We start from the raw sequence: 19,095 nt of genomic DNA, 5'->3' as shown, positions 1-19,095 counted from the left end.
GAGTGGAGGTGCACGCGCTGGCGACGGCTAGCCCCGGGGGAAACCATTGCTACTCGCGGCAGGGCCGAACGGAGTGATCGCTGTGTGGAACGCGATCACCGGTGAGCCGGCGGGTATCTCGCTTCGGGGGGGGGCTCCGTGGCAGCAGTTGACCAATCCGACGGAACCTCGCTCGTGGTGACAGGGAAATCTTGGGGCGAAATGATCGTCTATTCGCTGTCGACGTAAAGTGTTGTGCCCGGTCGTCGTCCTTGACCTCGTACCCGGCTGCCCGTCTGCGCAGCTCGGCCCACACCCCGTCGGAACCGGTGCACTCCTCATCGCCTGGCTCGTGGCCATCGGTGAGGTAACCCACGGCGTCGGCGCCCAGTCCGCCGCTCTTGCCGCTGGCGGTCCCTGACCCCGCCGCTTGCCTTCGTGTGCTGTTGTGCTCGGCCGGGATCAGGTTCTGGATGTTGCGTGAAGGAGGTTGAGCATGTCCTGCGGTTCCTGGGCGGTAGCGAGATGGGGGCGGGAGGATGGACGAGTGCTGTCCCGGGCCAATGGTCTGACTCATGATATTTCTGACCGAAGTGTCTCAGTCACACGGTGTCGGCCGGTGGCCGGGGATGGTGCGTTGTCGGTGCCGGGCTGGCGGGGTGTGTCCCGATAGGGGCCTGTCGATCGTTCTGGCGTCCTCACGATTCTGACCGTCTGACGCGGCCCGGTACCGGCAACGCGATACGTCATCGGGGCGGAAGGGGAACGGGCATGCGTGGTTCGGCACTGTCCAGTACGACGCCTGCCCCGCGGGCCCGCCGTCGTCACTCTGTGGGGGAGGTGGTGCTGGGAGTGGACACGCACCGGGACGCCCATGTGGCTGCGGTGCTCTCCTTGACGGGGGCGGTGCTCGCCACTGACGAGTTCCCGGCCACCGCGGCTGGATACCGCGATCTGCTGAAGTGGGCCAGGAAGTCGGGAACCGTGGGGCGGGCCGGGGTGGAAGGGACCGGTTCCTATGGGGCGTCACTGTCCCGCTATCTGCTGGCCCAGGGCGTGGACGTGTTCGACGTGAATTGGATGGACCGGGCGGATCGTCGTCGGCGCGGTAAATCGGATCCGCTCGATGCCCAGAACGCGGCGCGAGTCGTGTTGAGTGGGCGGGCCCGTGCCCGGGCCAAAACGGGCGACGGGCCGGTGCAGATCGCGAGAATGTACAAACTCACGAAAGTGTCGGCCGTCAAAGCCCGCACGCAGGCCATCAACCAGCTCAAAGCCGTACTCGTCACTGCCGATCCCGTCTTGCGGGAGGAGCTGGCCGGGCTGGGCAATGCCGAACTCTTCCGTACCTGTGCGCTGTTCACCGGTGTGAGCAGTCGTGAGGATGCCGGCGCGGAGTCGGTGGTGCAGGCCACCCGGATCACGCTGGGCTTGCTGGCTCACCGGATCGGCCAGCTCTCCGAGCAGATCCGGGACGTGGAGGCTCGTCTTGCCCGGCTCGTGGAATGCCATGCCCCGCAGCTGCTCGACGTGGTGGGGATCGGTCCGGACACGGCGGTCACTTTGTTGATCACGGTGGGGGACAACCCGGAACGGCTGGACAGTGAGGCGTCCTTCGCCGCGCTGTGCGGTGTCAGCCCTGTCGAGCGTTCCTCGGGACGCCGGCAGTTCCGTCGCCTCAACCGCGGCGGCAACCGGCAGGCCAACGCCGCGCTCCACCGCATCGTGTTCACCCGTCTACGGGTCGACTCGCGCACCCAGGACTACTACGAGCGCCGGATCAAGGAGGGCAAGACCCGGCGCGAAATCGTCCGCTGCCTCAAACGCTACGCTGCCCGGGAGGTCTTCCACCTGGTCAAACAGCTACAGCCAGTACCCCGCTCATAGGGGCTGTCGTGACAGATGAGAGGCTCAGACGGGTGAGCGAGACACCACCGAACACCCTGCAATACCGCTTTGACGGGCCAGAAGACGCTCCGGTCCTGATCTTGGGACCGTCGCTTGGTACCACCTGGCACATGTGGGACCGGCAGATCCCGGAGCTGATCCAGCAGTGGCGGGTCTTCCGCTACGACCTGCCGGGGCACGGCGGTGCCCCGGCGCACCCGGCCGGTTCCGTGGCCGAACTGACCGCCGGGCTGCTGGCCACGCTGGACTCCTTCGGAGTGCAGCGCTTCGGCTACGCGGGCTGTGCGCTCGGCGGAGCCGTCGGCGTCGAACTGGCTCTGCGGCACCCGGAGCGGATCGCCTCGCTGGCGCTGGTCGCCACCTCGCCCCGGTTCGGGACGGCGGACGAGTTCCGGCAGCGCGGGGTGATCGTACGGACGAACGGCCTCGACCCGATCGCCCGGACCTCGCCCGAGCGCTGGTTCACCGGCGGGTTCGCCGCCGCCCAGCCCGCGATCACCGAGTGGGCCGTCCAGATGGTCCGTACCACCGACCCCGGCTGCTACATCGCCGCCTGCGAGGCCCTGGCCGGCTTCGACGTACGGCACGAACTCGCCCGGATCGGCGTCCCCACGCTCGTCCTGGTCGGCTCGGACGACCAGGTCACCGGCCCCGCCGAGGCCCGCACCCTGGTCGCCGGGATCCCGGACGCCCGGCTCGCGGTGGTACCCGGCGCCTCCCACCTGGTCCCGGTCGAGCAGCCCGCCGCCGTCACCGAGCTGCTGGTGCGGCACTTCTCCGCCGCCTGGCAGCCCGCCTACGACTCGACCACCGGCCAGATGGCCATCCCGGCCGCCCCGGTCAAGCCGGTCCTGCTCGCGGCACCCCAGGCCGTGCCGCAGGTCGCGCCCCCGGTCACGCCGATCGCCGAGATCGCCCCGGCCGCCGTGCCACCGCAGCCGCTCGGGCGGCCCGACCCGTACGACGCGGGGCTGAAGGTCCGCCGGGAGGTGCTCGGGGACGCGCACGTGGACCGGGCGCTGGCGCAGGCCGACGAGTTCTCCGGCGACTTCCAGGAGTTCGTCACCCGCTACGCGTGGGGCGAGATCTGGGACCGGCCGGGCCTTGACCGGCGCTCCCGCAGCTGTGTCACGCTCACCGCACTGGTCGCCGGCGGCCACCTGGAGGAGCTGGGCTTCCACGTCCGGGCGGCGCTGCGCAACGGCCTCACCCCGGGCGAGATCAAGGAAGTACTGCTGCAGGCGGCGGTGTACTGCGGGGTACCGGCCGCGAACAGCGCGTTCCGGGTGGCCCAGCAGGTCATCCGGGAGGAGACCACTCCCGAGGGCTGAGGGACTTCCCGAGGGCTGGGGGACTCCCCGGGACCGGGGGCGGGTCGGGGGGCAGGATGGTGACCATGAAGCTCACCAAGAAGTCCCACGCGTGCGTGCGCCTGGAGAAGGACGGGCGCGTGCTCGTCCTCGACCCCGGGGGGTTCAGCGAGGAGGACGCGGCCGTCGGCGCGGACGCGATCCTGATCACCCACGAGCACCCGGACCACTTCGACGAGGGCCGGCTGCGGGCCGCGCTGGACGCCGATCCGGCCGCCGAGATCTGGACCCTGAAGTCCGTCGCCGACCAGCTCGCGGCGGCCTTCCCGGGCCGCGTGCACACCGTCGGCCACGGCGACACCTTCACCGCGGCCGGCTTCGACGTCCAGGTGCACGGCGAGCTGCACGCGGTGATCCACCCGGACATCCCGCGCATCACCAACGTCGGCTACCTGATCGACGGCGGCAAGGTCTTCCACCCGGGTGACGCCCTCACCGTCCCCGGCCGCCCCGTCGAAACGCTGATGCTCCCGGTGATGGCCCCCTGGAACAAGATCTCCGAGGTCATCGACTACGTCCGCGAGGTGAAGCCGCAGCGCGCCTACGACATCCACGACGCCCTGCTCACCGACCTGGCCCGGCCGATCTACGACCGCCAGATCGGCGCCCTGGGCGGCACGGACCACCAGCGGCTGGCGCCGGGGGCTTCGGCGGACGTCTGAGGCCGGACGTCCGAGGCCGGACGTCCGAGGCCGGTTGTCAGAGGGGCCCGGTAGGTTGTTGGGCATGCGCATCGCGACCTGGAACGTGAACTCGATCACCGCCCGCCTGCCGAGGCTCCTCGCCTGGCTGGAGAGCAGCGGCACCGACGTGCTCTGCCTCCAGGAGGCCAAGGTCGCCGAGGAGCAGTTCCCGTTCGAGCCGCTGCGCGAGCTGGGCTACGAGGCGGCGGTGAACGCCACCGGGCGGTGGAACGGCGTGGCGGTGCTGTCGAAGGCCGGCCTGGAGGACGTCGTCAAGGGGCTGCCCGGCGACCCCGGCTACGACGGCAGCGTGGAGCCCCGCGCGATCTCGGCGACCTGCGGTCCGGTCCGGGTCTGGTCGGTGTACGTGCCCAACGGCCGTGAGGTGGACCACCCGCACTACGCCTACAAGCTCCAGTGGTTCGAGGCGCTGCAGGCCGCCGTCGCCGGGGACGCGGGCGGCAGCCGCCCGTTCGCCGTCCTCGGCGACTACAACGTGGCGCCGGCCGACGACGACGTCTTCGACACGGCCGCCTTCGAGGGCCTCACCCATGTCACCCCGGCCGAGCGCGCCGCGCTCACCGCGCTGCGCGGGACCGGCCTGACCGACGTCGTCCCGCGCCCGCTGAAGTACGACCACCCGTACACCTACTGGGACTACCGCCAGCTCGCCTTCCCCAAGAACCGCGGCATGCGCATCGACCTGGTGTACGGCAACGAGCCGTTCGCCAAGGCCGTCAAGGACGCCTACGTCGACCGCGAGGAGCGCAAGGGCAAAGGCGCGTCCGATCACGCCCCGGTGGTGGTGGACCTGGAGGTCTGAGTGTCAACCTGGGACCATGAACATCCCCTTTCTGGGTAACAGGCACGGCAAGACCGGTGATGTCCCGCACACCGCCGACCCCGATCTGCTCGCCGAGTGCGAGCTCCTGCGCGCCCAGGCGGCCGAGGAGGGTGTCGCGCTCGACGACACCCCGGCCTCGCTGGAGGCCCTCGACCAGCTGCTCCCGCGCTGGCGGGACGACGAGGAGACCCTGACCTGGCTCGGCACCGACGCCGGTCTGTATCTGGGCACCGTCCTGACCCGGACCGTGCCCGGCGCCGAGTGGGAGATCCGGGCGGACGGAGAGCCGGTCGTACGGCTCGCGTCCGGGCGGGAGTTCGAGGTCGTCGAGTCGGGTCACGACTGGGCCGCGAGCGGGGTCCCCGAACTCTCGCAGCTCTACGCGGAGGTCGCCGAGGCCTGAACAACGGCCGCCCGCGCGGAGACGGCGACGGACACGGAGTCGGCGACGGCGATAAAGACGGTGTAAATACGGCTAATGCCCGGAAAGTGCGTGTCGTGCCTCAAGGCCACCCACGGCTGGATAGTTTGCGGCAACCACGACACAGCTGAGAGCGGGTAGGGCTGCGGATGGCCGTCGATCCTCTGATCGAACTGCGGGGCGTCAACAAGTACTACGGCGAGCTCCATGTCCTCCAGGACATCGATCTCACCGTCGGCAGGGGAGAGGTGGTCGTGGTCATCGGCCCCTCGGGGTCGGGAAAGTCGACGCTGTGCCGGACGATCAACCGCCTGGAGACCATCGAGTCCGGCACGATCACCCTCGACGGGCAGCCGCTTCCCCAGGAGGGCAAGGCCCTTGCGAAGCTCCGCGCCGAGGTCGGCATGGTCTTCCAGTCCTTCAACCTGTTCGCCCACAAGACCGTCCTGCAGAACGTCTCCCTCGCCCAGATCAAGGTCCGCAGACGCAGGAGGGACCAGGCCGACCGGCGCTCGCGTGAACTCCTCGACCGGGTGGGCCTGCTGGCGCACGCGGAGAAATACCCCGCACAGCTCTCCGGCGGCCAGCAGCAGCGGGTGGCCATCGCCCGCGCCCTCGCCATGGAACCCAAGGCCCTCCTCTTCGACGAACCCACCTCCGCCCTCGACCCCGAGATGATCAACGAGGTCCTGGAGGTCATGCGGCAGCTCGCCCGGGACGGCATGACCATGGTCGTCGTCACCCACGAGATGGGCTTCGCCCGCTCCGCCGCCCACCGGGTCGTCTTCATGGCCGACGGCCGCATCGTCGAGGACCGCACCCCGGAGGAGTTCTTCACCGCCCCGCGCAGCGAGCGCGCCAAGGACTTCCTGTCCAAGATCCTCAAGCACTGAGCGGGGAGCGCCACCCATGGTCCGTACCCCCCGTGTGCCCGCCGCCCTGGCTCTGCTCATCGCCCTGCTCGTCTCTCTGCTCGCCGGCTGCGGCAAGGAGGGCAGCCCGCCGCGAAAGGGCCCCGCGGTCGGCCGGCTCCCCGTCTACCAGGTCGCGCAGGGCTTCCGGCTGCCGGACTCCCCGACCTGGACCCGGGCGAAGAAGCGCGGCCACTTCGTCGTCGGCGTCAAGGAGGACCAGCCCTACCTCGGCGAACGGGACCCGGCCGCCGGCGTCTACTCGGGCTTCGACATCGAGATCGCCAGGATGATGTCCGCCTCCCTCGGCCTCGCCCCGAAGACGATCCGGTTCCGGACCATCGCCTCCGCCAACCGCGAGACCGCCCTGCAGAACGGCCAGATCGACTACTACGTGGGCACCTACACCATCAACGACAACCGCAGGAAGCTCGTCGGCTTCGCCGGGCCGTACTACATGGCGGGCCAGTCCCTCCTTGTCCGCCGGGACGAGAACGACATCCACGGCCCCCAGGACCTGGCCGGCAAACGCGTCTGCTCGGCGGCCGGTTCCACGCCGTACCAGCGGATCAAAGCCGAGTTCCCGAAGGCGGTCCTCGTCGCCTACGACACCTACTCCGTCTGTGTCGACAACCTGCTCACCTACCAGGTCGACGCCGTCACCACCGACGACGCCATCCTCATCGGCTACGCGGCGAAGGCCCCCGGCGAACTCAAGGTCGTCGGCAGGCCCTTCTCCAAGGAGCCGTACGGCATCGGAGTCCCCCGCGGCGACACCGCACTGCGCTTCGCGATGGACGACGCACTGGAGGCACGTGAGAAGAACGGCGACTGGAAGAAGGCGTACGAGGCGACGCTCGGCCTGTCCGGCGTTCCCGCCCCGGCGCCGCCCCCGATCGACCGCTATCCCGCGAGCTGAGCGAGGACGGCATGGACGTACTGACAGACAACTTCCACACGTACGCCGAGGGTTTCCTCGGCACGGTCGAACTGACCGTCTACTCCTCTGCGCTGGCCCTTCTCCTCGGCTTCCTGATGGCGTCCTTCCGGGTCGCGCCCGTCGGCTCCCTGCGTATCTTCGGCACGGCCTGGGTCACCGTGCTCCGCAACACCCCGCTCACGCTCCTGTTCTTCGCGGTGCTGCTCGGCCTGCCCCGCTTCGGACTGGTGCTGCCCTTCAAGGTGTTCGCGGTCCTCGCCCTCGGCTGCTACACCTCCGCCTTCGTCTGCGAGGCGCTGCGCTCCGGCATCAACACCGTGCCCAGGGGACAGGGCGAGGCGGCCCGCAGCCTGGGCATGACCTTCGGGCAGACCCTCCATCTGGTGATCCTGCCCCAGGCGTTCCGGTCGGTGATCCCGCCGGTCGGCTCCACCCTCATCGCGCTCGCCAAGAACTCCGCGATCGCGGGCGCCTTCAGCGTCACCGAACTCCTCGGCACCTACCGGACACTGAGCGAGCTCGGCTACAACATCGTCTGGACGTTCGTCTGGATCGCCGTCGGCTACCTGATCATCACCCTCGCGATCAGCGCCCTGTTCAACCTGATGGAGCACGCGTGGGGAGTCGCCCGATGAGCGAGGCCACCGCGCTCTACGACATCCCGGGTCCCGTCACCAGAAGACGGCACACGGCATACGCCGTCCTGGCGACGGCCGTCCTCCTCGCCCTGCTCGCCTGGATTCTGTATCTCCTCTTCGCCACCGGCCAGTTCACGTACACGAAGTGGATGCCCTTCGCCTACGAGGGAATCCAGGAACTCCTCCTGCGCGGTCTGGGCAACACGCTCAAGGCCTTCGCGATGGCGGCCGTCCTCTCTCTCGCGCTGGGCGGGCTGCTGGCCACCGGGCGGCTCTCCGAGCACCGGCCGGTGCGGCTGCTCGCCACCTTCGTCGTGGAGTTCTTCCGTGCCATGCCCGTCCTGGTGATGATCTTCTTCGTCTTCGTGGCGCTGAAGGTCCAGCCCCTGCCCGCGCTGGTCGCCGGACTCACCCTGTACAACGGCTCGGTGCTCGCGGAGGTTTTCCGCTCCGGGGTGAACAGCGTCGAACGCGGCCAGCGGGAGGCCGCGTTCGCGCTCGGCATGCGCAAGACCCAGGTCATGTCGTACGTCCTGGTGCCGCAGGCCGTACGGGCCATGCTGCCCGCCATCATCAGCCAGCTCGTGGTGGCCCTGAAGGACACCTCGCTCGGCTATCTCATCACCTACGAGGAGTTCCTCCATGCCGGGAAACTGATCGCCTCGAACCTCGACTACGATTTGCCCTTCATCCCTGTGGTGATGGTGATCTCGCCGATCTACATCGGGATGTGCATGCTGCTCTCGTGGTTCGCCGGCTGGGTGGCCAGGCGGGAGCAGCACAGTCCCAGGACCGGGGCCGCCGAGGTGGCCCCGGCCGAACCGGGGACGCTGCTGCCGTAGGGGGCAGCGGCCAGGGCCAGGCCCGGCCGGCGGCAGCCGGAGATCACTGCTCGCGCAGCGGAACGGACACGTACGACGGGTCGTCCACCGGCGAGGAGAAGGTCAGCTGCGCGCCGGACGGGTTGTGCTCGATGTAGAGCGGATCCACGGTGTCGACCACCAGCGCGAGCCGGTGCCCGGCGGGCACGTCGTAGGCGGTGGAGAACAGGTCCAGGTCCACGTCGAACGCCCTGCCGGGAGTGCGGCCGTGCCAGGTGTACGGCGCGTTGGTGACCAGTTTGCCGACGCCGAGCGGCCCCACGTCGTAGAGGTAGGCGACGAGGGTGCCGCTCTCCGCGGTCGGGGTGAGGGTGGTGTGCAACCGGGCGGTGCCGCGCACCTGCTGGGCGCTGCCGTACCGCTCGGACTGCCAGACGGCGGCCCAGCGGCGGGGCAGCAGCGGGATCGAGGCGAGCGGGGGCAGCTGGGCGACCTGGTCGAGGATGCTGGACAGGAAGACGGTCCCGCCGTCCGCGCCCGAGTCGACGTTGGCGTGGACGGTGGCCGTGCCCGCGAGGTCGATCTTCCGTCGCGTGGCGCCGACCGACTTCCAGCCCGGATAGCCCTCGTAGCCGCCCGTGGAGCGGGACTTGAGCTCGACGGGCGGCTCGCGGTCGATCCCGTTGGCCGCGCCCTTGAGGTAGTGGTCGAACCAGCGCTCGGTGTCCGTCCACACGTCGTTGGGCAGCCCGAACAGTCCGGTCAGCTCGGCGGTGGCGTGGTCGCCGGGGCGCAGCTCAAGCCGCTTGGGGCCGGTCAGCGTGCCGTAGAAGTCGGCGATCTGGTTGGGCGGGAAGATCGTGTCGCCCCAGGCGTTGGCGAGCATGATCGCCGCGCCGTTCTTGTTGATCTGGTCGGCATAGGTCGCAGCGGAACGTTTCTTTCCCCAGTCGATCAGTCCCTGCTCCTTGGACAGGTCGGCGGCGAAGAAGTCCTTGAGGGCCTGGCTGGTCTCCGCGCTCGGGCGGCCGGTGACCAGGCCGACGCCGTCAAGGAGGGCGGTCGCCTGGGAGTGCTCCGTGCGGCCCGAGTAGATCGAGTCGATCAGGTCGGCCCAGCCGCTGAGGGAGGCAACCGCCTTGATCCGCTTGTCGTGTGCGGCCGCGAGCAGGCTGATGCCGGCGCCGTACGACACGCCCGCCATGCCGATGTGCCCGGCGTCGGACGGGGTGTTGGCGAGCGCCCAGTCGATCACCTTGGAGGCGTCGGCCACGTCGGGCGGACCCGCCACCTCTATCTCGCCGCCGGACTGCCAGAAGCCGCGGACGTTGTAGGCCACCACGACATAGCCGGAGTCGGCGAGCTTCTGGGCCTGGGCCAGGTACTGGACCTGGGGGAAGCCCCAGCTCGTGGGCATGACGAGCAGCGGGTAGCGGTGCGAGCCGTCGGCGCTCGCGGGCGTGACCACGTTCGCCTTGAGCGTCGTACCGCCGTCGCCGGTGATGTCGACGAACCGGACGCTGTTCGCGGCGGCCTGGGCGGCGGGGGTGAACCCGAGGACGCCTCCGGCGATCAGGGTCGCGGAGACGGCGCCCACGGCGGTCGTACGCAGGGCCTTGCGATGGGTTCCCACAGGTCACTCCCGATACGTGTCAATGCAAAGTGACCCGACGGTAACCGCGACCTCTTACCGCAAGTAACCCGTCAGTAAGTTACGTGCGGGTAACGATTGTTGAAGGATGCAGGTATTCAGGAGGCGCGGTGCGAAGAGGGCGCGGTGTCGGTTGCGGCGGGCGGCAGCGGCGCCTGGGCGGCACGGGTGACGTCCTCGACGAGTTCGACCACGTCGGGGCCGTACGCCTGCGAGTTGACGACCTTCAGGAGCAGCACGAACGAGTTCTTGCCATGCTTGCGGGCGAGCCGTTCGTGGTTGCGGGCGAGGTAGCGGGTGGCCGCCTGGTTGGTGATCGCGCGCTGCCCGCAGAAGAGGAACACCGGTCGGGCGTCCGCGCGTTGGCCGGCGGTGAGGCGGGCCAGCAGCACGTACTCCGTGATGCCCGGATCCAGCCGGTACCGCTCGGTGCCGATCTGGAAGGCGCCCCGGTCCGGGCCCGGCTCCGGGTCGATGTTGACGCGGATGCCGGGCAGCATCGCCGACATGTGGGCCAGCATCCGCCGGTTCGACCCCGGCCCGCCCACGCAGAACTCCGTACGCTCGCCGAAGCCCTGCTGCACGTTGTCCTGGGTGACCAGCTGGAGGTTCGCGCCGCAGTCCTTGATCAGCGCGGCCAGCTCCAGAAGCGCGAACACGTCGAAACGGTGGACCGCGGGTTCGGACGTGGCCGGATCGCGGTTGACGACCAGCAGCGACTCCGAGTTCTCCGGCAGCCCGAAGAAGGCCTGCTTGCGGCGCAGGCCGCGGCGCCACAGCGAGGTACGGGCCAGCCAGCCGAGCGCCGCGCTGATGCCGGCCGCCACGACGCCGAGGATAATGTTGCGCAGGTCGTCATTCATGGGCGCGCATGCTAGCGGGCGCAGGTGGCCGGAACGTACCCGTGTTCGAAGTGTGGCAGTCATATGACAGTGCCCTGAATGTGGCTGTCGGGGCTGTGACCCCGCCGATACGCTGCGCGGACGTTCCGGAACTGGAGGTGCGGATGCGTCGTCCTGTCGCGCGGAAACTGGCGGTCCTGGCGGTCTCGGCCGCCGTGGTGTCGGTGGGGGCGGCAGCGCCGCCCGCCTCCGGTGGTACCACCGCCGCGAAAACCCCGGTGGCCGTCGGCTACGGAGGTGCGGTGGCCAGCGTCGACGCGGATGCCACCGCCGCCGGCATCGAGGTGCTCCGCAAGGGCGGCAACGCGGTCGACGCGGCCGTCGCGACCGCCGCCGCGCTCGGCGTCACCGAGCCCTACTCCTCCGGCATCGGAGGCGGCGGCTACTTCGTCTACTACGACGCCAAGTCCCGTACCGTGCACACGATCGACGGCCGCGAGACCGCGCCGCTGACCGCTGACTCCAACCTGTTCGTGGAGAACGGCCGGCCGCTGGCCTTCGCGGACGCCGTGAGCAGCGGACTGAGTGTCGGCACCCCGGGGACGCCGGCCACCTGGCAGACGGCGCTCGGCCAGTGGGGTACGGAGCGGCTCGGTACGGTGCTGAAACCGGCCGAGCGGATCGCCCGCAACGGGTTCGTCGTCGACGACACCTTCCGGACGCAGACCGCCGCGAACGAGACCCGGTTCCGGTACTTCCCCGACACGGCGAAGCTGTTCCTGCCGGGCGGCCAGCTGCCGGTGGTGGGCTCCACCTTCAAGAACCCCGAACTGGCCCGGACTTACAAGGAGCTGGGGAAGAAGGGGGTCGCGGACATCTACCAGGGCGACCTCGGCAAGGACATCGTGTCGACGGTGAACAACCCGCCGGTGGACCCCGCTTCGGGGTGGAAGGCGCGGGCGGGCAAGCTGTCCGCGAAGGATCTGGCCGCCTACCGGGCCAAGTTGCAGGCGCCCACCGAGACCGGGTACCGCGGGCTGAAGGTGTACTCCATCGCGCCGTCGTCGTCCGGCGGGACGACGGTCGGGGAGGCCCTCAACATCCTTGAGAACACCGACCTCTCCCAGGCGAGCGAGGTGCAGTACCTGCACCACTACATCGAGGCGAGCCGGATCTCGTTCGCCGACCGGGGGCGCTGGGTCGGCGACCCCGCGTTCGAGGACGTGCCCACGAAGGGGCTGCTGTCGCAGCGGTACGCCGACGAGCGGGCGAAGCTGATCAGTGACGACGCGGTGCTGACCAGCCCGGTCGCGCCGGGCGACCCGAACAACCCCGGGTCGACGGGCACGGCGGCGCCGACCACGTACGAGGGGGAGAACACGACGCACCTCACGGTCGCCGACAAGTGGGGGAACGTCGTCTCCTACACGCTGACCATCGAGCAGACCGGCGGCAGCGCGATCACCGTGCCGGGGCGCGGGTTCCTGCTCAACAACGAGCTGACCGACTTCTCGTTCACCCCGGCGAACCCCGCGGTGCACGACCCGAACCTGCCCGGGCCCGGGAAGCGGCCGCGGTCCTCGATCTCGCCGACGATCGTGCTGGACAAGGCCAACAGGCCGGTGGTGGCGGTGGGTTCGCCCGGTGGCGCGACCATCATCACCACCGTGCTCCAGGTGCTGACCGAGTTCCTGGACCGGCATCTGCCGCTGGTGGACGCGATCGCCGCGCCCCGGGCGTCGCAGCGGAACGCGGCGAAGACCGAGTTGGAGCCGGCGCTGTACAACGACGCCGATCTGCGGGGGAAGTTGGAGGCCATCGGGCACTCGTTCTCGTTGAATCCCGAGATCGGGGCGGCTACCGGGGTGCAGCGGCTGCCGGGTGGGAAGTGGCTGGCGGCGGCGGAGACGGTGCGGCGGGGTGGAGGGTCGGCTCAGGTGGTGGATCCTGCGCCTTAGACGCCGGGTGCGGGTGCGTGGGGGCTGGTCGCCCCCACGCGGCGGAGCCGCACATCGATACAGCCCCGCGCCCCTGTCGGGGCGCCTAGCTGGTCCGGAACTCCAAGTGGCCGTCCCTCACATCCATCGTTACGTTGCTGCCTTCTGCGACCGTGCCGTCCAGCAGCAGTCTCGACAGCTGGTTGTCGACTTCCCGCTGGATGGTCCGCCGTAGCGGTCGCGCGCCGTACTCCGGCTGGTAGCCGTGTTCCGCCAGCCAGTTGACCGCCGCGTCCGTGAAGTCGGCCGTGATGCCCTGGGCGTGCAGCATGCGGCGGGTGTGTTCCAGCAGGAGTTCGGTGATCTGGCGCAGCTGTTCGCCGGTGAGCTGGCGGAAGACGACGATCTCGTCGATGCGGTTGAGGAACTCCGGGCGGAAGTGGTCCCGGAGCGGGCGCAGGACCCGTTCGCGGCGGGCCTCCTCCGACGCCTCCTCGCCTCCGGGGCCGAAGCCGATGCCGCCGCCGCCCCTGGTGATCACGTCCGAGCCCAGGTTGCTCGTCATCACGATGACCGTGTTGGTGAAGTCCACCGTGCGGCCCTGGGAGTCGGTCAGGCGCCCGTCGTCCAGGACCTGGAGCAGGATGTTGAAGACGTCGGGATGGGCCTTCTCCACCTCGTCCAGGAGGAGGAGGGAGTACGGGTGGCGGCGGACGACCTCGGTGAGCTGGCCCGCCTCCTCGTGGCCGACGTAGCCGGGCGGGGCGCCCACCAGGCGGGAGACGGTGTGGCGCTCCTGGTACTCGCTCATGTCCAGGCGGACCATCCGCTCCTCGCTGCCGAACAGCACCTCGGCGAGCGCGCGGGCCAGTTCGGTCTTGCCGACGCCGGTCGGGCCGAGGAAGAGGAAACTGCCGATCGGGCGCTGGGGGCTGGCGAGACCGGCGCGGGAGCGCATGACCGCCTCGGAGACGGCGGCCACCGCCTCGTCCTGGCCGATGACCCGCTGGTGCAGATGCGCCTCCAGGCCCAGCAGCCGCTCCTTCTCCTCCTGGGTGAGGCTGCTGACCGGGATGCCGGTCAGCCGGGAGACCACCTCGGCGATCGCCTCGGCCGTCACCTCCAGGTTCAGCCCCTCGTCCGCCTCGTCCTCGCCGGAGAGTTCGGTGATGCGGGTCTTCAACTCGCCGACGCGGTCCCGGATCTGGGTGGCACGTTCGTACTGCTCGTCGGCGACCGCCTGGTCCTTGTCCCGGGTGAGCTGCTCGATCTCGCGCTCCATGGTCCGTACGTCGCTGCCCTTGGTGCGGGCGCCCAGGCGGACCCGGGCGCCGGCCTGGTCGATCAGGTCGATCGCCTTGTCCGGCAGCCTGCGGTCGGTGAGATAGCGGTCCGAGAGCTCCACGGCGGCGACCAGCGCCTCGTCGGTGTACCGGACCTGGTGGTGGGCCTCGTAGCGGTCGCGCAGGCCGCGCAGGATCTCGATGGTGTCCGGGACCGTCGGCTCGGGCACCAGGATCGGCTGGAAGCGGCGGGCCAGCGCCGCGTCCTTCTCGATCTTGCGGAACTCCTCAAGGGTGGTCGCGCCCACGATGTGCAGCTCGCCCCGGGCCAGCGCGGGCTTGAGGATGTTGGCCGCGTCCATCGCGCCGCCCTCGCCGCCGCCCCCGGCGCCGACCACGGTGTGCAGCTCGTCGATGAAGACGATCAGCTGGTCGGAGTGCGAGCGGATCTCGCCCACGATGTTGTTGAGCCGCTCCTCGAAGTCGCCCCGGAAGCGGGTGCCCGCGACCACGGCCGGCAGGTCGAGGGCGATCACCCGGCGGCAGGCGAGCCCGTCCGGCACGTCTGCGTCGGTGATCCGCTGGGCCAGGCCCTCCACGATCGCCGTCTTGCCGACACCGGCGTCACCGATCAGCACCGGGTTGTTCTTGCCGCGCCGGGAGAGCACCTCGATCGTCTGCTCGATCTCGTCGTCCCGGCCGATGACCGGGTCGATCCGGCCCTCCCCGGCCAGCTCGGTCAGATCGCGGCCGTACTTGTCGAGGGTCGGCGTGCTGCTGGTCCGGCGCCGGGTGTCCGGCCCGGCGTGCGAGCGGTCGGTCTCCGTGGCGTCCGCCGGCAGGCCGGCGGCGGCGTACCGGGCGGCGTTCAGGATGTGGCCGGCGGCCGAGTCGGGGTTGGCGGCGAGGGCGCCCAGGACGTGTTCGGGGCCGATGTAGCCGGCTCCGCCGGCCCGGGCCAGGTCGTGTGCGTCCAGCAGGGCCCGCTTCACGGCCGGGGTGAGGGACAGCGAGGTCGGCGGGGGCGCCTCGCCGGGCGGGTGCTGGATCGGGCCCGCGCGACCGTCGATCTCCGTCGCCAGCGAGTCGGGATCGGCGCCGGACCTGCTCAGCAGGGAGCGGGTGGGCTCCGCCGTGAGTGCCGCGCGCAGCAGATGCTCGGTGTCGAGGTCCCGGCTGCCGTGTTCGGCGGCGTACTGGGCGGCGCCCTTGACCAGTTCCCTGGCCGGCTGGCTCAGGAGCCTGCCGATGTCGATCTGCCGGGGTCCCTGGCGGGCTCCGCCGCCGAAGAAGCGTGAGAGGAACTCCCCGAAGGGATCCTGTCCGTAGTCGCCCGGTCCGGGGTAGCCGCTGTTCATGAGCGTTCGTTCCGTTCCGGCGTCCCGGCGCCTTGAGGGACGCGCTCGCTGGTCGACGTGCCGGTCCACGCGGGTGCCCCTGCAGGGCCCGGTCACACCACCTTCGCACGCCCGCCGGAGGGGGGCACGTCCAGCCGTGCCGCGACGGGCCGACGGGCGGCTGCGTATGTCGCGCACTACAGCCGCCCGACCCGCCGGAAAGAATTCATCACCGGAGCCGCGCGGAGCGCGATACCGCGGTAATTGGCGTCTTTCCTGTGTCGCACCGGCCGGACCCGGAATCCGGCCGGTGCTCCCGTGCCGCGTTATGTCATGTGATCAGCGGCCGTTGGTATTCGGCCGGGGCCGCCGCCGACCCTGGGGCGGAGGCGGCGGAGGCACCGGCTGCCGTCGCGTGGGCCGGGGGAACGGAACTCGCATGCGCACGTTTTCCATGAGAACTCCTTAGCTGATTGGGCGGCTGTTTCTCCGCCCGTCACGGATATGTGTACGGGGGGTCCGTCGTCGTCGTTCAGCGTTCTGGAGAATTCATTTGTGCGGCACCGGCCCGCATATTGCGATAAGAAATGCTCAGGAAAAACCTGTGTCAGTTCTTTGAATTCCTGGCCGTGAGAACCCGCGGTCCCGCCTCCGTGATCGCCACCGAGTGCTCCACGTGGGCGGCCCGGGAGCCGTCGTTCGTGCGCAGGGTCCAGCCGTCGGGAGCCTCGTGGTAGCCGTCCCGGCCGCTGCCGATCAGCATGGGTTCGATCGCGAGGGCCATGCCGTGCCGGAGCGGGAAGCCGCGCCCGGGGCGGCCCTCGTTCGGCACCTCCGGGTCCTCGTGCATACGGCGGCCGATGCCGTGCCCGCCGAAGCCCTGCGGGATGCCGTAGCCGGCCTCCCGGCACACCCGCCCGACCGCGTGCGCGATGTCGCCGGTGCGGTTGCCGACCACCGCCGCCGCGATGCCCGCCGCCAGCGCCCGCTCCGCCGTCTCGATCAGCCGCACGTCCGCCGTGCGCGGCCTGCCGACCGTGAAGCTGATCGCCGAGTCGCCGGCCCAGCCGTCCAGTTCGGCGCCGCAGTCGATGGAGACCAGGTCTCCGTCGCGCAGCCGGTAGCCGGACGGGATGCCGTGCACGATCGCGTCGTTCACGGACGCGCAGATGACGGCGGGGAACGGGGTGGGTGCGAACGAGGGCCGGTAGCCGAGGAAGGGGGAGGTGGCTCCGGCCTCGCGCAGCACCTCCCGCGCCACCTCGTCCAGTTCGAGGAGGGAGACGCCGATGCCGGCGGCCTCCCGGACGGCGGTCAGGGCCCGCCCGACGACCTGCCCCGCCGCGTGCATGGCATCGATCGATGTGTCTGTCTTCAGTTCCACCATGCCAATTAATATACCGGCTTTCTCGACCGGGTTGGAATACCGGGTTAGAATGACGGCATGGTGCGTACCCCCCTCACCCCGGAAGAGCGCGAACGCGGCGAGCGGCTCGGGCGGTTGCTGCGCGAGGCGCGCGGCGGCCGGAGCATGACCGAGGTGGCCGCCGTGGCGGGCATCTCGGCCGAGACCCTCCGCAAGATCGAGACCGGGCGGGCGCCGACCCCCGCCTTCTTCACCGTCGCCGCGCTGGCCCGCGCGCTCGGCCTGTCGATGGACGACCTGGTGGAACGCTGCGCCCTGGTCGTCGTATGACACGCATCGGTCAAGATCGGGCAATGAGGGCTCTGCGCGCCCGCTGAAAACTCCCCGTAGCAACCCCGTAACACAACTGGTGTTGCCTACGGAGCCGGAGTGTTCCGGTCTGGCGGGAGTCGAGCGATGACTGTGGATCAACTCCCCGGCCGGGTGCGGGAGTTCGCGAACTACCTGAACGGCCTGCTGGCGCGCCTGGACCAGGGCGGCGGCTGGTGCGCCGTCTTCTGGCAGCGCGACCCCGACGGTATGCAGGCCTGTCTCGGCGGGCGCGAGGTGCCGCCCTGGGACGTCGTGGAGGCACTGCTCCAGGACCTTGCGAACGTCTACGGCACCGACGTCGCCGCCCGCGAGGCCGACCAGGCCCGGCCGCTGCACGCGGACGCGCTCGCCGCGTACGACGCCCGCCCGGGCGCGCGCGAGGACCTGAGCGACCGCCTCGACGTCACGCTCCGCGAACTGCGCTACGCCACCGAACGGCTGGCCCAGCTCGGCCGCGCCCTCGACGCCGCGCACTCCCGCGAGGAGGCCGAGGCCCTGAACATCGACCTCGCCTGGGCCCGCGACGACCACGAACGGGCGACCGCCCGGTGCGCCGAACTCCGGGCCCGGATCGGCAGGCTGGAGCACCGGGCCGAACTCGCCGGACGCCTGCGGGGCGCGCGGACGCCACAGCGCGGGGGCGACGGGGCGCTGTTCCGCGCCGGCGGACCGGCGGGGGAGACCTCGGCGACGGCCGGACCCTCCGTGCCCGGCCGCCTGAGCGGCAGCACGCCCGACGAGGGCGCGACGGCATGGGCCCCGGCCCCGGCTCCCGAGCCGGCCTCCGCCCCCGCCCCCGAGCCTGCCCCGGTTTCGGACCCCGCCCCGGCCAAGCAGCGCAAGCGGCGGCGGGGCAGTGCCCGGTTCGCCGGCATGGCCGAGGACGAGGCCGTGCCCACCGTCGTACCGCAGACGCCGGAGGTGTCCGCGCCCGCGGCCGCCACCGGCCGCCGTACCCCGCGCGGTGCCCGGTTCGCCGGGGCCACCGAGGCGCCGGCGCGGCCGGAGCCGATGGCGGCCCAGCCCGACGAGGAGGCGGGGCAGGCCGTGGCGGCCGCCGTGGAGCAGCTCGTACGGCTGCGGGCGGAGGGCCGCACCGGGGAGGCGCACGCGCTCCTGGCCGAGGCCGCGCACTGGACCGCCGCCCGGTTCCCGCTGCTCGCGGACGCCCTCCAGCGGTCCGGGCTCGGCGCCGACTGGGCCACGCTGCTGTGGGAGGCGGCCTCGCTGCCGCCCGCCCGGCTGGTCGCTGCCGCCGACGCCCTGACCGCCGCGGGCCGGACCGACGACGGCCGGCAGATCCTGCGCCAGGGCGTCGCCCGCCCCGCCACGGAGATCGGCGAGGCCGTCCTCGCCCTGGACGCGGAGGGCCGCCACCGCGAGGCCCGGGCCCTGCTGGACACCTACGTCCAGGTCCGCACCCCGGAGGAGGCGGCCCACAGCGCGGAACCGGATCCGGTACGCCTGGTGCCGCTGCTTCTTCGCTCGGCGCAGTCGTTCTCGGACCAATGCCACTGGGATGTGCTCCACGCCCTGCGAGTGGCGGGCCTCGCGGTGTGACATGCCTGCGCTGAAGCGCCCCGACAGGGGCGCTGGGGGTACCCCCGGCCGAAGGCTGGGGGAGGAACTGCGCGACCGGCCCCCACGCACCTTGAGTCGGGAACGGCGCCAAGCTGAAACGGCGCGTCCGGGACGGCCTCCGCATCCGCCAGCCAGGTTAGAAACGCGATCGACTCAGCGGCTTAACGACGATGGTCTTGGCAAGGACTCCGAGGAGGCTTACTTTCGACCC

The 19,095-nt window shown here is 70.7% G+C and carries 16 protein-coding genes; 12 read left to right on the top strand and 4 right to left on the bottom strand.

Annotated features, from left to right (window positions below; translation table 11 throughout):
• The first annotated feature begins 750 nt into the window (after window positions 1-750).
• The 9 genes from SSP29_RS50305 (at window position 751) to SSP29_RS50265 (ending at window position 8,536) form a co-directional block, all read left to right on the top strand.
• Window positions 751-1,866, top strand: coding sequence for an IS110 family RNA-guided transposase (locus tag SSP29_RS50305; protein WP_150136520.1), 1,116 nt, complete (start codon window positions 751-753; stop codon window positions 1,864-1,866).
• A 32-nt stretch (window positions 1,867-1,898) separates the two neighbouring features.
• Window positions 1,899-3,218, top strand: a complete 1,320-nt coding sequence (gene pcaDC, locus SSP29_RS50300; protein WP_089107741.1) for a bifunctional 3-oxoadipate enol-lactonase/4-carboxymuconolactone decarboxylase PcaDC — start codon at window positions 1,899-1,901, stop codon at window positions 3,216-3,218.
• Window positions 3,219-3,283: 65 nt separating this feature from the next.
• Window positions 3,284-3,919, top strand: a complete 636-nt coding sequence (locus SSP29_RS50295) for an MBL fold metallo-hydrolase (protein ID WP_089107740.1) — start codon at window positions 3,284-3,286, stop codon at window positions 3,917-3,919.
• 64 nt (window positions 3,920-3,983) lie between these two features.
• Window positions 3,984-4,763: an exodeoxyribonuclease III gene (locus tag SSP29_RS50290; protein WP_089107739.1), complete on the top strand. Its 780-nt coding sequence runs from the start codon at window positions 3,984-3,986 to the stop codon at window positions 4,761-4,763.
• Between the two features lie 16 nt (window positions 4,764-4,779).
• Entirely contained in the window at window positions 4,780-5,187 is a 408-nt protein-coding gene (locus SSP29_RS50285) for a DUF6278 family protein (RefSeq protein ID WP_089107738.1), read from the top strand.
• Between the two features lie 167 nt (window positions 5,188-5,354).
• A complete protein-coding gene (locus SSP29_RS50280; RefSeq protein WP_089107737.1) occupies window positions 5,355-6,098 on the top strand; it encodes an amino acid ABC transporter ATP-binding protein in 744 nt (247 codons plus the stop codon).
• 16 nt (window positions 6,099-6,114) lie between these two features.
• Complete coding sequence (locus tag SSP29_RS50275; RefSeq protein ID WP_089107736.1) at window positions 6,115-7,035, top strand: glutamate ABC transporter substrate-binding protein; 921 nt, start codon at window positions 6,115-6,117, stop codon at window positions 7,033-7,035.
• 11 nt (window positions 7,036-7,046) lie between these two features.
• Window positions 7,047-7,691: an amino acid ABC transporter permease gene (locus SSP29_RS50270; protein ID WP_089107735.1), complete on the top strand. Its 645-nt coding sequence runs from the start codon at window positions 7,047-7,049 to the stop codon at window positions 7,689-7,691.
• Entirely contained in the window at window positions 7,688-8,536 is an 849-nt protein-coding gene (locus tag SSP29_RS50265) for an amino acid ABC transporter permease (protein WP_089107734.1), read from the top strand. The genes SSP29_RS50270 and SSP29_RS50265 overlap by 4 nt, the downstream gene beginning before the upstream one ends.
• A gap of 43 nt (window positions 8,537-8,579) precedes the next feature.
• Here SSP29_RS50265 and SSP29_RS50260 read toward each other — a convergent pair whose 3' ends face one another.
• Window positions 8,580-10,148 carry a CocE/NonD family hydrolase gene (locus tag SSP29_RS50260; RefSeq protein WP_089107733.1) on the bottom strand — a complete coding sequence of 523 codons (1,569 nt, stop codon included), beginning with the start codon at window positions 10,146-10,148 and terminating at the stop codon, window positions 8,580-8,582.
• 116 nt (window positions 10,149-10,264) lie between these two features.
• The gene (locus SSP29_RS50255) at window positions 10,265-11,029 is read right to left on the bottom strand and encodes a hypothetical protein (RefSeq protein WP_089107732.1); all 765 of its coding nucleotides are present in this window, start codon (window positions 11,027-11,029) and stop codon (window positions 10,265-10,267) included.
• Window positions 11,030-11,172: 143 nt separating this feature from the next.
• On the opposite strand from SSP29_RS50255, the gene ggt reads away from it, so the two are divergent.
• Window positions 11,173-12,966: a gamma-glutamyltransferase gene (gene ggt, locus SSP29_RS50250; protein WP_174856078.1), complete on the top strand. Its 1,794-nt coding sequence runs from the start codon at window positions 11,173-11,175 to the stop codon at window positions 12,964-12,966.
• A gap of 85 nt (window positions 12,967-13,051) precedes the next feature.
• Here the strand turns inward: ggt and SSP29_RS50245 are convergent, their stop codons facing one another.
• On the bottom strand, window positions 13,052-15,586 hold the full coding sequence (locus SSP29_RS50245; RefSeq protein WP_089107731.1) for an ATP-dependent Clp protease ATP-binding subunit: 2,535 nt from the start codon (window positions 15,584-15,586) through the stop codon (window positions 13,052-13,054).
• Window positions 15,587-16,172: 586 nt separating this feature from the next.
• A complete protein-coding gene (gene map / locus SSP29_RS50240; protein WP_089107730.1) occupies window positions 16,173-16,952 on the bottom strand; it encodes a type I methionyl aminopeptidase in 780 nt (259 codons plus the stop codon).
• Window positions 16,953-17,009: 57 nt separating this feature from the next.
• Here map and SSP29_RS50235 point away from each other — a divergent pair, with 57 nt between their 5' ends.
• Both SSP29_RS50235 and SSP29_RS50230 read left to right on the top strand, forming a co-directional pair.
• Window positions 17,010-17,261, top strand: a complete 252-nt coding sequence (locus tag SSP29_RS50235) for a helix-turn-helix domain-containing protein (protein WP_089107729.1) — start codon at window positions 17,010-17,012, stop codon at window positions 17,259-17,261.
• A 126-nt stretch (window positions 17,262-17,387) separates the two neighbouring features.
• Window positions 17,388-18,863 carry a hypothetical protein gene (locus SSP29_RS50230; RefSeq protein WP_089107728.1) on the top strand — a complete coding sequence of 492 codons (1,476 nt, stop codon included), beginning with the start codon at window positions 17,388-17,390 and terminating at the stop codon, window positions 18,861-18,863.
• Window positions 18,864-19,095 lie beyond the last annotated feature (232 nt).

It is taken from the genome of Streptomyces hyaluromycini, assembly GCF_002217755.1.
Lineage (GTDB): Bacteria > Actinomycetota > Actinomycetes > Streptomycetales > Streptomycetaceae > Streptomyces > Streptomyces hyaluromycini.
This window is presented reverse-complemented; position numbering and strand designations above follow the sequence as displayed.

Coding starts and splice junctions, on each gene's coding strand:
- SSP29_RS50255 (WP_089107732.1), bottom strand. CDS start 11,029: ATGAATGACGACCTGCGCAACATTATCCTCGGCGTCGTGGCGGCCGGC.
- SSP29_RS50270 (WP_089107735.1), top strand. CDS start 7,047: ATGGACGTACTGACAGACAACTTCCACACGTACGCCGAGGGTTTCCTC.
- SSP29_RS50290 (WP_089107739.1), top strand. CDS start 3,984: ATGCGCATCGCGACCTGGAACGTGAACTCGATCACCGCCCGCCTGCCG.
- SSP29_RS50245 (WP_089107731.1), bottom strand. CDS start 15,586: ATGAACAGCGGCTACCCCGGACCGGGCGACTACGGACAGGATCCCTTC.
- SSP29_RS50285 (WP_089107738.1), top strand. CDS start 4,780: ATGAACATCCCCTTTCTGGGTAACAGGCACGGCAAGACCGGTGATGTC.
- SSP29_RS50275 (WP_089107736.1), top strand. CDS start 6,115: ATGGTCCGTACCCCCCGTGTGCCCGCCGCCCTGGCTCTGCTCATCGCC.
- ggt (WP_174856078.1), top strand. CDS start 11,173: ATGCGTCGTCCTGTCGCGCGGAAACTGGCGGTCCTGGCGGTCTCGGCC.
- SSP29_RS50280 (WP_089107737.1), top strand. CDS start 5,355: ATGGCCGTCGATCCTCTGATCGAACTGCGGGGCGTCAACAAGTACTAC.
- SSP29_RS50305 (WP_150136520.1), top strand. CDS start 751: ATGCGTGGTTCGGCACTGTCCAGTACGACGCCTGCCCCGCGGGCCCGC.
- SSP29_RS50295 (WP_089107740.1), top strand. CDS start 3,284: ATGAAGCTCACCAAGAAGTCCCACGCGTGCGTGCGCCTGGAGAAGGAC.
- SSP29_RS50265 (WP_089107734.1), top strand. CDS start 7,688: ATGAGCGAGGCCACCGCGCTCTACGACATCCCGGGTCCCGTCACCAGA.
- SSP29_RS50230 (WP_089107728.1), top strand. CDS start 17,388: ATGACTGTGGATCAACTCCCCGGCCGGGTGCGGGAGTTCGCGAACTAC.
- SSP29_RS50235 (WP_089107729.1), top strand. CDS start 17,010: ATGGTGCGTACCCCCCTCACCCCGGAAGAGCGCGAACGCGGCGAGCGG.
- map (WP_089107730.1), bottom strand. CDS start 16,952: ATGGTGGAACTGAAGACAGACACATCGATCGATGCCATGCACGCGGCG.